Source organism: Winogradskyella sp. MH6 (genome assembly GCF_022810765.1).
Classification (GTDB): domain Bacteria; phylum Bacteroidota; class Bacteroidia; order Flavobacteriales; family Flavobacteriaceae; genus Winogradskyella.
The window spans coordinates 3,212,392-3,226,978 of record NZ_CP094494.1 but is presented as its reverse complement, the minus strand read 5'-3'; the positions used below and the strand labels follow the sequence as shown (position 1 = coordinate 3,226,978).

Sequence of the window (14,587 nt, the reverse complement as noted above, 5' to 3'; positions counted from 1 at the left end):
AGTTTATAAACCGTTAGATTAAATATGCAAACGAAACGAAAATATATAATAGTATTCATAGTTCTCACTTTTATCACTTCTTTAACATGCTTTACATCATTACATGCACAAGACGATAAGTTTGTTGTGGTTTTAGATGCAGGTCATGGTGGTCATGATCCTGGGAGACCTACAGAGAATGGTTACAAAGAAAAAGATATAGCATTAAAAATAACATTATTATTAGGAGCAGAACTAGAGAAGAATAATGATTTCAAGGTTATATATACGCGAAAAACAGATGTATTTGTAACGTTAAAAAACAGAGCAAAAATAGCTAATAAGGCAGATGCTGATCTTTTTGTGTCTATACATTGTAATGCTCATCATTCTCAAGCTTCTGGAACTGAAACTTTTGTTTTAGGAGCTAAGAATTCAGAACGAAATATGGCAGTAGCTAAAGCTGAAAACGAAGTAATCTTTTTAGAGGATAACTATGAACAGCATTATGAGGGCTTTGATCCAAGCTCGGCAGAATCTACCATTGCTTTAACTATTGAGCAAGAAGTTTACGTTGAACAGAGTATTGTATTGGCACGAAAAATTGAAGATAATTTTAAAGGTAAAGCCAAGCGAAAAAGTAGAGGTTTAAAACAAGCTAGTTTATGGGTTATGCATAATACATATATGCCAAGTGTTTTAATAGAGACAGGTTTTATTACCAACAAAACTGAAGGGGCTTTTTTAAATTCAAAAAGTGGTCAGGTAAAAGTTGCCAATGCAATAAAAGATGCTATTATAGATTACAAGAAAGAGCTAGATGATAATGTAGGCAGCAGTATTTTAGGCACCGAAAAACTAGATACCGAAACGGTAGAGACTTTAGAGAATTTACCATTGGTGTATGAAGGCATTACCTTTAAAGTACAGATTGCTGCGAGTTCTAAAGACTTAGAAACGAAATCTTATAATTTTAATGGGTTATCAGATATTAGTAAACTCAAAGTAGGCAAACTCTATAAGTATTTTTACGGAAGCACTTCAGATTACAATAAGGTAAAGCAACTACAAGAAGAAGCAAAGTCTAAAGGGTATACCTCTAGCTTTGTGGTTGCCTATAATAAAAAAGGTGAGCAAATAGAGCTAGACGAGGCTTTAAAATCTGCCACTAATTAGAATTATTATTTATAATTTTATTCCTAATTTTGTTTTCAATCAAATCTAAGCCCATTGAAAATTTCTAGAGAAGTTAAAACAGCAGTATTAGTATTATCTGGTATTGCCCTTTTCGTTTATTTATTTACGTTTTTAAAAGGAGATGATCTTTTCTCCAATACCAATACGTATTATACCGAGTTTGATTATAATGCGCTCAGTCCATCATCTTCTGTAACCGTTAAAGGTAATAAGGTAGGTAAGGTAGAAGAGATTAAATACGATTTTGAGACTGGTAAAACTAGGGTGTATTTTTCCGTAAATCCTAAATTAAAGTTTTCTAAAAGTAGTGTTATTAGACTCTATGAAACAGGTTTAATGGGAGGTAATGCGCTTGCTATTGTAAATTCAAACCAAGGAGAATTAGCTAAACCAGGTGATTTTATTCCATCTGAAGTACAACCAGGCTTAATCACCTCATTAAAAAGTAATTTTTCAGGTCTAAGTACAGATTTAGACAGTACTCTTCGTTCAGCAGATACATTAATGACCAATCTTAATAAGATGGTAGTTGATGACTCAGAAGCTGGATTAAAAAGTACTATTGAAGAATTAAATGCTACGCTTAAATCCTTTAAGTCTTTATCTTATTCTGTTCAAGGTGTTATAAAAGAAAATGACAATAAAATTGCAGAGATTCTGAGTAGCTTCAGTGTAACAAGTGAAAACTTATCGAAGCTTTCAGATGATATAAAAGATATAGAGTTGGCTAAAACCATTTCAAAGTTTGATGAGTCTTTAACTTCAATAAATACATTATTGGCAAGTGTAAACAGTAATGATGGTACACTTGGTAAACTACTTAATGACGATGCCCTTTATAATAATCTTGAAGCAGCGTCTAAAGAAATGGAGGAGTTATTACTCGATATAAAATTACATCCTGCACGATACAGAAGGATTTTATCTAAGAAAGAAATTCCGTATCAACCACCAACAGAAGACCAAAAGAATTAATTTTTATGGAATATATACCAAATATACTTTTTGCAGTTATCCTGGTTTTGGGTATCGGTTATTTTGCAAAAAATATTAAGACACTTATTCGCAACATTAAGCTTGGTAGAGAAGTCGATGCTAGTGATCATAAGAGCGAACGCTGGCGAAATATGGCCAGAATAGCTTTAGGGCAAAGCAAAATGGTAAAACGACCAATAGCAGGCTTTCTGCATATTGTAGTTTATATTGGTTTTATCATTATTAATATTGAAGTTTTAGAAATCATTATAGATGGTCTTTTCGGTACACATCGTATAGGACTTAAAGTTTTACCAGAGTCTGTTTACGGTTTTCTAATTGGTGCCTTCGAAATTTTAGCGGTATTGGTACTCGTTGCTGTAGTTGTGTTTTGGTTACGACGTAATGTCATTAAACTAAAACGCTTCCTTAGTTCAGAAATGAAAGGTTGGCCAAAGAATGATGGTAACATTATTTTGTATTTTGAAGTGGTATTAATGTGTTTATTTCTAGTAATGAATGCCACAGACACAACGTTTCAAAATTTAGGGCATGGTAATGTTATTTCGCAGTTTATAGCACCATGGTTTGGAGATAATACTGATACGTTACATATTATAGAACGTTCAGCTTGGTGGTTACATATTGTGGGTATATTAATCTTTTTAAATTACCTCTATTTTTCTAAACACTTGCATATCCTTTTGGCGTTTCCAAATACTTATTTCGGAAGTGTAGAACCAAAAGGAAAGTTCAACAACTTAGAAGCCGTTACTAATGAAGTAAAGCTAATGATGGATCCTAATGCAGATCCGTTTGCAGCAGCACCTGAGGGAGCTGAGGAAGAGGTGCCAGCCAAGTTTGGTGCCAGTGATGTTATGGATTTAAACCAAATTCAGCTTCTCAATGCATACACTTGTACAGAGTGTGGTCGTTGTACATCCTCATGTCCTGCTAACTTAACAGGCAAGAAATTGTCGCCACGTAAGATTATGATGGATACGCGTGATCGTTTGGAAGAAGTAGGTAAGAACATCGATGCAAATGGTGGAGAATTTAAAGATGACGGAAAACAACTTCTTGGAGATTACATAACTAATGAAGAACTTTGGGCATGTACCACGTGTAATGCTTGTGTAGAAGAATGTCCTGTAAGTATTAATCCATTGTCTATAATTTTAGAAATGCGTCGTTATTTAGTCATGGAAAAGAGTGCTGCACCAATGGAGCTGAATAATATGATGACTAATATTGAAAACAACGGTGCACCTTGGCCTTATAACCAAATGGATCGTTTAAATTGGGTTAACGAAGATTAATAGAACTATGAGCGAACAACTAAAAGTGCCAACAATGGCAGAGCTTATGGCAGAAGGGAAGCAACCCGAAATTTTATTTTGGGTAGGTTCTGCTGGTAGTTATGATGATAGAGCAAAAAAAATATCAAAGGCTTTTGTTAAAATTTTAAACAAGGCCAATGTAGATTTTGCTGTATTAGGTGAAGAAGAAAGCAATACAGGTGATGTTGCAAAACGTGCTGGTAATGAGTTTTTATTTCAGATGCAAGCCATGATGAATATTGAGGTTTTAAATGCCTACGAAGTAAAACGCATCGTTACTTGCGATCCGCATTCTTTCAATTGCTTAAAAAACGAATATCCAAGTCTCGGTGGTAATTACGACGTGGTGCACCATACACAATTTATAAAAGAGCTTATAAGTTCTGGTCGTTTAACCTTAGAAGGTAATACCTATAAAGGCAAACGTATAACATTTCACGACCCTTGTTATTTAGGTCGTGCCAATAGTGAATATGATGCTCCAAGAGAAGTGCTAAAAAATACCAATGCCAATTTAGTAGAAATGAAGCGTCATAAAAACACGGCATTATGTTGTGGAGCTGGTGGCGCGCAAATGTTTAAAGAACCAGAAAAAGGTAATATGGACATTAACGTTTTAAGAACCGAAGATGCTCTAGAAACAAAACCAGATATTATTGCTACGGGTTGTCCGTACTGTAATACCATGATGACCGATGGTGTAAAAGCTAAGGAGAAAGAAAACGAAATCTCGGTATTGGATATAGCAGAGTTAATTGCTAATTCTTAGAGGTAATACTATGAAAAAACAACCTGTTCCCTTAAAAAAAGTGATTATAAATGGCTTATTAAATGGGTTGATTTTTACCCTTTTAATGGAGGTGTATTATCACTATTTTACAGATGATAAGTTTTCTCTTCTAAGAGTATTTTATTATTTTTTTGCTTTTGGTGTTTTTTCTGCGCTAACCTATAGGTATCAGTACCAATACAGAAACAAGAAATAATGTTAAGAAATTTTATACCCAACAAAAATCACAAGGAGTATTGATTTTTTTGATAATCTATTTGATTGTAAATTCCCAATAAAAAATATATGATAAAGAAAACAGCACTTTTAATACTAGTTATACTTTTTGGTGTAAATAGTTATGCTCAAAAGAAGTCAAAAGAAGAAGTTGTAGAGCTAATGGCAGAAGACACATGCGAATGTATTGCTAAGAAAAAAATAAGCAAAACAGATAAAATGGAAGATAAGGAAGTGGCTTTAGGACTTTGTTTAATTGAAAGTTTTAATGCACACAAGTCTAAATCTAGATATTACAGTAAAAAAACATTAGAAGACATAGAAGAAGTTGGTGAGGATGTAGGTGTTGCTATGGCTGGTATTTGTGTAGAAGATTTTTTATCTATTTTTTCGTCAGAAGAGTTGGTAGATATTGTGTCTGATGACGATGATGACGTTGGCTTGGACGATTCTACTGATATAGGATTAACCATAGAGGTAGAACTAATCTCTATGAACAATGATGCTATTTCCTATTTTGAAGCTAAAGACGATTTTGACAAAACACATATTTTTTTAATCACTGAAGAGTTTGAAGGGTATGAGCTTCTTAAGAAATCTAACTTTGGTAAATCGTATACAGTGACATTTAAAGAGGTAGAATTGTTTGATTTAAGTGAGAAGCAATACATAACCAAAAAAGTAATTACCAAGCTAGAAGCCCTTTAATATGTTAGTAGACTTTGATACATTACCAGAAGAATCACGAGTTTGGATTTACCAAGCCAATCGAAGCTTTTCTGAAGAAGAAATAACCGAGTTATCCTCTAAACTTGAAACCTTTATTGAAGCTTGGACTGCACATGGTAAAGACCTGCAAGCTGCATTTAAGATTGTTTATAAACGCTTTATTGTTATTGCCTTAAATCAAAATCTTAATATGGCAACAGGTTGCTCTATAGACGCTTCTGTTCATTTTATTCAAGAGTTAGAGAAAGATTATAATGTAGACTTAATGGATAAGATGAATGTGTCCTTCAAACAAGGAGAATTCATTGCATATAAGCCATTAATGGATTTCAAAAAAATGGCTAAAAACAATTCCGTATCTAAAAACACCATAGTCTTTAATAATCTGGTAACTAATATCGCAGAGTTTAAGGAGAACTGGGAAGTTCCTGCAAGTGAGAGTTGGCATAGCAGATTTATTAAGTAGTTTTTACTTATTGAATTCTCAGTAAATACGCCTAAAAATTACGGTATTTGTATGTTTAATAATTTTCATTTCTTAGAAAGAATGTTGATTTTTACAGTACCAAATTCGTCATTCTAAAATTGTAAATCTTCAATAGAAAGTGGGTACTGATATTTTCTTATTAAACATCTCAGGGCAAGATAAACCAGGCTTAACATCGTCTTTAACTAGTGTTTTAGCAGCATATGATGCTAAAATTTTAGATATAGGTCAGGCTAATATTCACGATACCTTATCGCTTGGGATGCTATTTGAAATAAAGTCTGGAAAGAAATCAGCAGCTGTACTAAAGGATTTATTATTCAAGGCTTATGAATTGGGTATTACAGCCAAGTTCACTCCAATTTCCTTAGAAAACTATGAGCATTGGGTAAGTATGCAAGGTAAGGATCGCTATATCGTTACCATTTTAGGCGAAAAGCTAAAAGCCGAACAAATTTCTGAAGTCACTAAAGTTATTTCAGAAAAAAACCTGAATATAGATTCTATTAAACGATTAACGGGTCGTACTTCTTTAATCAAAGAAGAGGAATATCCAAGAGCATCCATTCAGTTATCCATCAGAGGAAAGCTGAATGATAAATCTGAGTTTACATCAAGATTTATGGAGATTTCACAAGATTTAGATGTAGACATTGCTTTTCAGGAAGATAGTATGTTTAGACGTAATCGTCGTTTGGTGTGCTTTGATATGGATTCTACATTAATTCAGACTGAAGTTATAGACGAACTTGCAGAACGCGCAGGAGTAGGAGAAAAGGTTAAAGCCATTACGGAATCTGCCATGCAAGGCGAAATCGATTTTCAGGAAAGTTTCAAAAAACGAATGAAGCTTTTAGAAGGTCTTAGCGAAGATGTTTTAAAAGATATCGCAGAGAATTTGCCAATTACTCAAGGCGCAAGACGACTAATAGATACGCTACATAATTACGGTTATAAAACCGCTATTCTTTCAGGTGGTTTTACCTATTTTGGTAGATATCTTCAGGAAAAATTAGATATAGATTTTGTTTTTGCAAATGAGTTAGAGATTAAAGATGGAGTATTGACTGGCGGTTATATTGGTGATATTGTAGATGGTAATAAAAAAGCAGAGTATCTTCAGTTATTGGCGGATAATATGGGTATTGATATTCAACAAACCATAGCTATTGGTGATGGTGCTAACGATTTGCAAATGCTTAATCTTGCTGGTTTGGGCATTGCCTTTCATGCCAAACCAAAAGTTAAGGATAATGCTCAAAATTCAATATCAAGTATTGGTCTAGATGGTGTTCTTTATTTGTTGGGCTATCACGATCGCCATATAGATTTGGTATAACGACCTTTAACTGTTAATTATACGGTTTATAAAACTATCCTAAAGTCTTTTTTACTTCTTATTAAATATGCTATTTTGGCATGGTATTCGTTATTTAATTTAGAAACGATAAAAGATTTTCATGCGATATTTGTCCCTTATTCTTATAGCTTTTTGTGTTCAGCTTAATTTTGCCCAAGAAGCAACACCCAATCCATTGTTAACTAAAGATGCTGCTCAACAACAAAAATGGGTAGATAGTATTTATAAATCTATGACCTTAAAAGAGCGTGTAGGTCAGCTTTTTATGGTTCAGGTGTTTTCTAAAGATAATGATAAAGCTAACAATAAGATTGTTAATTTAATTAAAGATCAACACATAGGAGGTGTTATTTACTCAACAGGAGGACCACATAGACAAGCTAAATTAAACAACCTTTTACAAGCAGCATCAAAAGTACCATTATTAGTAGGTATGGATGCTGAATGGGGTTTGAGTATGCGCTTAGATTCTACCTACGCTTTTCCTTGGAATATGACACTTGGAGCCATTACAAATGATAGTTTGGTAGAACAAACCGGAAGACAAATAGGAGAACACTGCAAGCGCTTAGGTGTACACTTTAATTTTGCTCCTGTGGTTGATATTAATACCAATCCAAAAAACCCTATCATTGGCAACCGATCTTTTGGAGAAGACAGAGATAATGTTACTGCTAAAGGTTTAGCCTTTATGAATGGTATGCAAAGTGCTGGTGTATTAGCCAATGCTAAGCATTTTCCTGGTCATGGTGATACCGAAGATGATTCGCACAAAACCTTACCAACTGTGTCTTTTAGCGAAAAACGAATAGATTCTATTGAGTTGTATCCTTATAGAAAACTCATAAACGAGGGTTTGTCTAGCGTTATGGTTGCGCACCTTAATATTCCAAGTTTAGAAAAGCAAAGAGGGTTTCCGTCATCTTTATCAAAACATATTGTAACAGATATTCTAAAAGGCGAATTAGGCTTTAAAGGCTTAATTTTTACAGATGCTTTAACCATGAAAGGTGCAGCGGATTATGTAGCAAAAAACGTTGATGGCATTACTACCGGAACACTTTCTACTGGTGGAGAAATAGATTTAATGGCATTTCTTGCAGGGAATGATGTTTTATTAATGTCTGAAAATCCTGAAAAAGGCATCAATAGGATTATAGATGCTTATGAAAATAAAAAAATAACCGAAGAGCGCTTATCTCATTCGGTTAAGAAAATCCTTATGGCAAAGTACAAGGTTGGTTTGCATAACTACTCTCCAATTGGTTTGTATGGTTTAGATAATGATTTAAACAGAATTAAAGACGATGTGCTTTACGAAAGCCTTATGGAGAATGCAATTACGGTGGTGAAGAATAAAAATAATTTGTTGCCACTTAGAGATTTGCAGACCAAAAATGTGGCTTATGTAGAATTAGGAGATGTTAGTGGTTCGGCATTTTATAACGAACTAAAAAAGTACACTAAAGTCCATCATATAAAAGGTGAAAAGCTAGACGAAATTATTACCAAACTACAGAATTATAATACTGTGGTGATCGGTTTTCATAAGTCTAATGACAACCCTTGGAAAGCTTACGAGTTCTCACAAAAAGAATTGGCTTGGTTGTATGAAATTTCTAGAAAGACTACCGTAATTTTAGATGTATTTGCCAGACCATATGCGTTAAATGATTTGCTTTCTGTAGAAAATATAGAAGCCATTGTAATGAGCTATCAGAATAGTGATATTGCACAACAAAAATCTGCACAACTTATTTTTGGTGGTATAGATGCTAAAGGTAAACTGCCTGTAAGTGCAGGAGCGTTTTTTCCGGTAGGCACTGGTATTACCTACAATTCATTATCGAGTCTTAGTTATGGGTTACCAGAACGTGTTGGTATGGACTCTGAGCGTTTAAGTAGAATAGACTCTGTAGCTAATCATGCCGTTAAAAACAGAATGACTCCAGGTATTCAGCTTTTGGTGGCTAGGCGAGGAAAAGTCATTTACAGCAAGAATTTTGGGTATCATACCTATTCAAAAAAGAACAAGGTAGATTTTGATGATATTTATGATGTGGCATCTTTAACAAAGATTCTCGCTACTCTTCCTGTGCTTATGGAACTAGAGCAGCAAGGTTCTGTGTCTTTAGATTCTAAGTTGGGCGACTTGCTTCCTGAGTATAAAAAGTCTAATAAGAAGAACATCACATTAAAAAAGATGTTGTCGCACTATGCGCAGTTAAAACCTTGGATTCCTTTTTATTATGCAACTTTAGATTCTGTAACCAAAAAACCAGACCCTAAATACTACAGAACCAAACCTACAAAAGGTTTTGAGGTAGAAGTTACCAATACGCTTTTTATGCGCAATGATTACAAGGATTCTATTCAAGAAATTATAAAAGAAAGTGATTTGTTATCTAGTCTTCGTTATCGTTACAGCGATTTACCATATTATATTTTGAAGAAATATCTAGAAGGCTTCTATGATAAATCTTTACATGAAATCACTCAAGATCGGTTTTACAAATCACTAGGTGCTAACTACACAACATACAATCCAAGACAAACATTCAGTCTTAAAGATATTGTACCAACAGAAGTAGATAACTATTATAGATACAAAAAAGTACATGGTTATGTGCACGATATGGGAGCAGCAATGCAAGGAGGAATTGGTGGTCATGCAGGTATTTTTAGCAATGCCAACGATGTGGCTAAAATTATGCAGATGTATTTACAAAAAGGTTTTTATGGTGGCAAACGCTACTTTAAATCCGAAACAATAGATAAGTTCAACACCTGTTATTATTGCGAAAGTGATAATAGGAGAGGTATAGGTTTTGACAAACCACAATTAGGAGAAGAAGGTCCAACCTGTGGATGTATTTCTATGACTAGTTTCGGGCATTCAGGATTCACAGGTACCTATGCTTGGGCAGATCCTGAAGAAGAAATCGTTTATGTCTTTTTGGCTAATAGAACCTATCCAGAAGCTGGTAAAAATCTATTACTCAGAGAAAACATAAGAACAGAGATTCAGCGCCTAATTTACGAAGCTATAATTGACTAATCGTATAAGTTAAAAAGTGCTAAAAATTAGCCTTTGGGCTGTAAAAAAGATAACTTTATCCTTTGATTTTATTGTCAGGTTGAGCGCAGTCGAAACCTTTTACTAAAAACTCAGTTTGACCTTTCGACTGCGCTCAAGGTGACATGGATTATTGCTTTTTAAAATATGAAAATAGGAATTGTTTGTTACCCAACATTTGGCGGTAGTGGTGTAGTAGCTACAGAATTAGGTTTAGAACTCTCTAAGCGAGGGCACGAAATTCATTTTATAACCTATAGTCAGCCAGTACGTTTAGAATTGTTGAGTAATAACGTACATTTTCACGAAGTACACGTGCCAGAATATCCTTTGTTTCATTATCAACCTTATGAACTGGCGCTTTCCAGTAAGTTGGTAGATATGGTACAACTTTATGGTATAGAGTTGTTGCATGTTCATTATGCAATTCCTCATGCTTATGCTGCTTATATGGCGCAACAAATGCTCTTAGAAAAAGGCATTCTAGTACCAATTGTTACAACACTTCACGGTACAGATATTACACTAGTTGGTAGTCATCCGTTTTATAAACCAGCTGTAAGCTTTAGCATCAATAAATCTGATGCAGTGACTTCAGTTTCAGAAAGTTTAAAAAAGGACACCATGCGTCTTTTTGATATTAAAAAGGACATTTATGTGGTTCCTAATTTTATAGATTTAGACAAGCATGTCAATAATTTTACCGATTGTCAACGTGCTATGATGGCAAAAGATGATGAGTTTATTATTACACATATCAGTAATATGCGAGAAGTAAAGCAAATACCAGATGTGATTAAGGTTTTTTATAATGTTCAGAAAGAATTACCAGCTAAACTTATGATGGTAGGTGAAGGTCCAGAGAAGGAAACTGCTGAAAATTTGGTTGAAGAATTAGGCATTAGCGATAAGGTTATTTTCTTTGGAAATAGTAATGAAATAGATCGCATCCTTTGTTTTAGCGATTTATTTTTGCTACCATCGCAAACCGAAAGTTTTGGTTTAGCTGCACTAGAAGCTATGGCAAGTGGAGTGCCAGTAATATCTACTAACACAGGCGGATTACCAGAAGTGAATATTGATGGCTATTCAGGGTATTTAAGTGATGTCAACGCTGTTGCGGACATGTCTGCCAATGCTATTAAAATCCTTAAAGACGCTGATACTTTAAAAACCTTTAAAGCAAATGCGAAAGCCCAATCCAAGAAGTTTGATATTCATGCTATTGTGCCACAATACGAAGCTATTTACGAAGAAACTTTAGATAAGCTATTAGTATCTAATTAAACCAAACAGCATAACGTTCTCTACGCAACTCTAGAGCAATTGCTTTTTCGGCAATTAAGGCCTCTTTTCGGGTTAAAAAAGGATCTATGTGATTATAAAGACTTGGCCTAAGATACAAGCCGTATTTTTCTACAATATTAGAAGATAGTTTATGTCCTTTTTTATTTCTGTAGCCTGTTTTATGTTGTTCAAAGCGTTCTTTAGGACTTTTGCTTGTCATACCAACATACAAGCACTCCAGCACACCATTGTATTGTGGGTTAGCAGTTCTGAATTTTGTGTTCTCAGTAAAGACACGTTTAGAGAGTTCTACAACATAAATGCGATATAAGGTTTTTGGCATGTTTTGAATTGGAAAATTTAAGCTTGACGCAAGATTTTTTCCATTTTCTTACCCTTAGCCAACTCGTCAACCAATTTGTCTAAATACCTACACTGACGTGTTGTATTGTTAGCTATCTCCTCAACTCTATAACCGCAGATAACGCCTTTTATAAGATGAGCATTCTCGTTAAGATTAGCATTTTCAAAAAAGGCTTTAAAGTTAGTTTTCTGCTCAATAATTTCTTTAAGTTTATGCGCATCATAACCCGTTAACCATTCTATCACTTCGTGAAGTTCTTCTTGGGTTCTACCTTTCTTTTCAACTTTGGTAACGTAATGCGGATACACAGACGCAAAGCTCATATTAGCAATACGCTCATCGTGGTGGCTGGTGTCAGATTTATTCATTCGTTTATTTGCTTTTATGAAGATATTGATTTTGAGAACTACGCTTTAACGTCATTAATAATACCGCTATTATATTTTTAATTCATCTTTTCTTCTTTTTATTTCGTTTAAAAGAGCTTCTTTAAAATTTAAAAACCTTTTTTTATCCTCAGTGTCATCAAAATAATCATAGTATATATATTTAGCTTTGTCATCAAAATTTAGATACTCTGTCTCAATATATTTCAGTTGGTATTTGGTTCTAGATTTATTTATGCGTTTAAGGATTTCGTTTTTATTGGCAATTAAAACCTCAAGATGTTGTTTTTTATAAAGCGTTATAATTTCTTCAAACAAATCAACTCCAAGACGATAATCAAAATATTTGACAAAAAAAGCAGAAGACTCTGCATCTATTACTTTTATATCTTGATAAAGTGAATACTGTTTACTTTTTTGAGTTTTTAATATAGCCGTAAGTTCTACTTCTAAAACTTTATTTGTTTGGTCTTGAATAGCTTGGTTTACAATGTTTTTTTGTTCGTTACTTAACTTGGATAGAAACCATTCATTGCCGCTCTTTATAGTTGAAATTTTATCTAAAGTAGAGGCGTTGTTTATGCTCAGAATTATTGAATTTATTCTTGATGCTTCTGTATTAGATTTTCTTTTTTCTTGTTCTCTAGTTAGTAAATTTATTAGAGAATCTGTTTTTGAGGGAAATAATAATTTGTACTTAAACCTTAAAGGATTTAAAAATTTGTTTAAGTCTAATGTGCTTATGTCACTTTGCAATATCTCATTTTTTAACTCATTATACTCATTATTTAGTTTTCGTGCTTCTAAGACCATTTTTGTAGTCTCTCCAAAATTATCTCTAAAATAACTTAATAATGAGTTGTTGGCCTGCCAAGTTAATCCGTCTTTATTTTTACATTTTTCAAATCTTTTTTCAAAACCTGTTTGTTGCATTTTATATAGTTTATCAAATGGTTTTTTGAAGTAAGGTTCAAAATATTCGTCTGAAAACAAATTAAAAGCTACTCTTTTTACAAAAGCGTAATCGTGTTTATCTAAATTTCTTTCTGGAAATTCCTTTAATACTACATTGGTCCATTCTTTTAGTTTATTACACTTTTGTGCAGGTGACAGATTACATGCTAGCAAAATGGCAAAAATGATTATATGCTTTATCATGTTGATTGTATTGATTTTTGTTTTGAACTTAATCGAAATAACATTCTTCTCCTTTAGGAAGTTTGTTCAATGTTTGTATAGATTCTTTGTTTTGTGATAACTGATAAAGATTTTCTTCTATTTGGTTTATTTCTTTACAATCGCACCCCAATTTTTTAATCATATCTTCCATATCCTTTAGGCATAAATCAACATAAGAATAGCTAGAGTAGTTACTGTTAAAATATTCTTTAAAACGAATAGGTACTTTAATTGAGCCCAAATCCTCAGTCCACGAACCTCTAACAGCACCATAGTTGTTAACTTTAGTAACTGTATTGGTAAGCTTAAAATGTTCATAGTCCCCTAAATAGTCCTCGCAATTTTTTGAATATGTAAAAAGAAATGCAATGATGTATTCTTTAATATTGTGTCGTTTTTGGATTTTCTCAAAGTTTCCATGAAATATATGTTTTAATATATTTGTTCTATAATCTATTGCAGCTTCATTTGCCATAGCACTTAAAATACCTTTGTTGGGGTAATCCCATAGCCAGGACTTTTCCCAAAACGTATTGTCGTGATAAATGAAACCTTCTTTTTGAAAATCTTCTGCTACATCACCATTTTTTACAAATTCAGCAGTGGCCATTTCTAATTTTATCCTTTCTTCGCCAGAAATTGGATTTTTCTCTAACCGTTCTCTTAAAGCTTTTGCTTCATTTACGGTCATAGCATATTCTGTGTCCATGTGATAATGTGCTAAAGTTTCATGGCCATTTCCATAACTAGCAATGGTTAGCTTAATTAATTCTCCTTCATATTTATTCATCCAGTCTATTGGGTTGATTCCGGTTAAATGTACTCCTTTAACATAATTCCTAATTATCAATCCGTAAGTATCTGGCTTTCTTTCTTTTACCTCAGGGAGTAGAGAGTTACATATATAATCTACGGCCTGTTTTTCAATAACAATACCATGCTTCACTTTTTTATAAGGGTATAATGGTGTGTCATCGTCTTTTACAGTGTGTATGGCTATTAGGTATGCCATACGACCAAAATCTGAAGCCCGAGTATTTAACCGCAGGTAATATTCAGTTTGTGTGTCTTTAAAAATCAGTTCCCATTTAGAGTCTTTATAGTAATCCCAATTTTTTATGTTTTCTTGAAAATAATTGTCTTGGGAAAAAAGCTTGTTTGAAGATAGGATTGATGCAAATACTATAAAAGCTAAACAATAAAACAGTTTGAAATTTTTCAT

Annotated in this window: 14 protein-coding genes; 10 read left to right on the top strand and 4 right to left on the bottom strand. The window is 33.5% G+C overall.

The genetic code is table 11. The features are described 5' to 3' along the window. Positions 1-24: 24 nt before the first annotated feature. The 10 genes from MST30_RS14395 (at position 25) to bshA (ending at position 11,436) form a co-directional block, all read left to right on the top strand. Positions 25-1,155, top strand: a complete 1,131-nt coding sequence (locus MST30_RS14395) for an N-acetylmuramoyl-L-alanine amidase family protein (protein ID WP_243472106.1) — start codon at positions 25-27, stop codon at positions 1,153-1,155. 54 nt (positions 1,156-1,209) lie between these two features. Continuing rightward, entirely contained in the window at positions 1,210-2,151 is a 942-nt protein-coding gene (locus tag MST30_RS14390; RefSeq protein ID WP_243472105.1) for an MlaD family protein, read from the top strand. Between the two features lie 5 nt (positions 2,152-2,156). Then, positions 2,157-3,470, top strand: a complete 1,314-nt coding sequence (locus MST30_RS14385) for a 4Fe-4S dicluster domain-containing protein (protein WP_243472104.1) — start codon at positions 2,157-2,159, stop codon at positions 3,468-3,470. Positions 3,471-3,477: 7 nt separating this feature from the next. Further along, positions 3,478-4,260 carry a (Fe-S)-binding protein gene (locus MST30_RS14380; protein ID WP_243472103.1) on the top strand — a complete coding sequence of 261 codons (783 nt, stop codon included), beginning with the start codon at positions 3,478-3,480 and terminating at the stop codon, positions 4,258-4,260. A gap of 10 nt (positions 4,261-4,270) precedes the next feature. After that, a complete protein-coding gene (locus tag MST30_RS14375; protein ID WP_243472102.1) occupies positions 4,271-4,477 on the top strand; it encodes a hypothetical protein in 207 nt (68 codons plus the stop codon). A gap of 89 nt (positions 4,478-4,566) precedes the next feature. Then, on the top strand, positions 4,567-5,205 hold the full coding sequence (locus MST30_RS14370; protein ID WP_243472101.1) for a hypothetical protein: 639 nt from the start codon (positions 4,567-4,569) through the stop codon (positions 5,203-5,205). A 1-nt stretch (position 5,206) separates the two neighbouring features. Beyond that, a complete protein-coding gene (locus tag MST30_RS14365) occupies positions 5,207-5,692 on the top strand; it encodes an ABC transporter ATPase (RefSeq protein WP_243472100.1) in 486 nt (161 codons plus the stop codon). Positions 5,693-5,831: 139 nt separating this feature from the next. Then, positions 5,832-7,052: a phosphoserine phosphatase SerB gene (serB, locus tag MST30_RS14360; RefSeq protein ID WP_243472099.1), complete on the top strand. Its 1,221-nt coding sequence runs from the start codon at positions 5,832-5,834 to the stop codon at positions 7,050-7,052. A gap of 121 nt (positions 7,053-7,173) precedes the next feature. Beyond that, positions 7,174-10,131, top strand: coding sequence for a serine hydrolase domain-containing protein (locus MST30_RS14355; RefSeq protein ID WP_243472098.1), 2,958 nt, complete (start codon positions 7,174-7,176; stop codon positions 10,129-10,131). A gap of 165 nt (positions 10,132-10,296) precedes the next feature. Next, complete coding sequence (gene bshA, locus MST30_RS14350) at positions 10,297-11,436, top strand: N-acetyl-alpha-D-glucosaminyl L-malate synthase BshA (RefSeq protein WP_243472097.1); 1,140 nt, start codon at positions 10,297-10,299, stop codon at positions 11,434-11,436. On the opposite strand, the gene MST30_RS14345 is transcribed toward bshA, so the two are convergent. The 4 genes from MST30_RS14345 to MST30_RS14330 all read right to left on the bottom strand — a co-directional run bounded on the left by MST30_RS14345 (position 11,429) and on the right by MST30_RS14330 (position 14,587). Further along, positions 11,429-11,779 (bottom strand): ribose-5-phosphate isomerase, encoded by a 351-nt coding sequence (locus tag MST30_RS14345; protein ID WP_243472096.1) that lies wholly within the window; start codon positions 11,777-11,779, stop codon positions 11,429-11,431. The genes bshA and MST30_RS14345 overlap by 8 nt on opposite strands. A 17-nt stretch (positions 11,780-11,796) precedes the next feature. After that, on the bottom strand, positions 11,797-12,168 hold the full coding sequence (locus tag MST30_RS14340; RefSeq protein WP_243472095.1) for a DUF2200 domain-containing protein: 372 nt from the start codon (positions 12,166-12,168) through the stop codon (positions 11,797-11,799). Positions 12,169-12,237: 69 nt separating this feature from the next. Next, positions 12,238-13,344 (bottom strand): hypothetical protein, encoded by a 1,107-nt coding sequence (locus MST30_RS14335; protein WP_243472094.1) that lies wholly within the window; start codon positions 13,342-13,344, stop codon positions 12,238-12,240. A 28-nt stretch (positions 13,345-13,372) separates the two neighbouring features. Then, positions 13,373-14,587 carry a hypothetical protein gene (locus tag MST30_RS14330; RefSeq protein WP_243472093.1) on the bottom strand — a complete coding sequence of 405 codons (1,215 nt, stop codon included), beginning with the start codon at positions 14,585-14,587 and terminating at the stop codon, positions 13,373-13,375.

What these genes read in the sequence shown, in the direction of transcription:
- MST30_RS14395 (WP_243472106.1), top strand. Translation starts at nt 25, where the DNA reads ATGCAAACGAAACGAAAATATATAATAGTATTCATAGTTCTCACTTTT.
- MST30_RS14385 (WP_243472104.1), top strand. Translation starts at nt 2,157, where the DNA reads ATGGAATATATACCAAATATACTTTTTGCAGTTATCCTGGTTTTGGGT.
- MST30_RS14380 (WP_243472103.1), top strand. Translation starts at nt 3,478, where the DNA reads ATGAGCGAACAACTAAAAGTGCCAACAATGGCAGAGCTTATGGCAGAA.
- MST30_RS14375 (WP_243472102.1), top strand. Translation starts at nt 4,271, where the DNA reads ATGAAAAAACAACCTGTTCCCTTAAAAAAAGTGATTATAAATGGCTTA.
- MST30_RS14370 (WP_243472101.1), top strand. Translation starts at nt 4,567, where the DNA reads ATGATAAAGAAAACAGCACTTTTAATACTAGTTATACTTTTTGGTGTA.
- MST30_RS14365 (WP_243472100.1), top strand. Translation starts at nt 5,207, where the DNA reads ATGTTAGTAGACTTTGATACATTACCAGAAGAATCACGAGTTTGGATT.
- MST30_RS14355 (WP_243472098.1), top strand. Translation starts at nt 7,174, where the DNA reads ATGCGATATTTGTCCCTTATTCTTATAGCTTTTTGTGTTCAGCTTAAT.
- bshA (WP_243472097.1), top strand. Translation starts at nt 10,297, where the DNA reads ATGAAAATAGGAATTGTTTGTTACCCAACATTTGGCGGTAGTGGTGTA.
- MST30_RS14345 (WP_243472096.1), bottom strand. Translation starts at nt 11,779, where the DNA reads ATGCCAAAAACCTTATATCGCATTTATGTTGTAGAACTCTCTAAACGT.
- MST30_RS14340 (WP_243472095.1), bottom strand. Translation starts at nt 12,168, where the DNA reads ATGAATAAATCTGACACCAGCCACCACGATGAGCGTATTGCTAATATG.
- MST30_RS14335 (WP_243472094.1), bottom strand. Translation starts at nt 13,344, where the DNA reads ATGATAAAGCATATAATCATTTTTGCCATTTTGCTAGCATGTAATCTG.
- MST30_RS14330 (WP_243472093.1), bottom strand. Translation starts at nt 14,587, where the DNA reads ATGAAAAATTTCAAACTGTTTTATTGTTTAGCTTTTATAGTATTTGCA.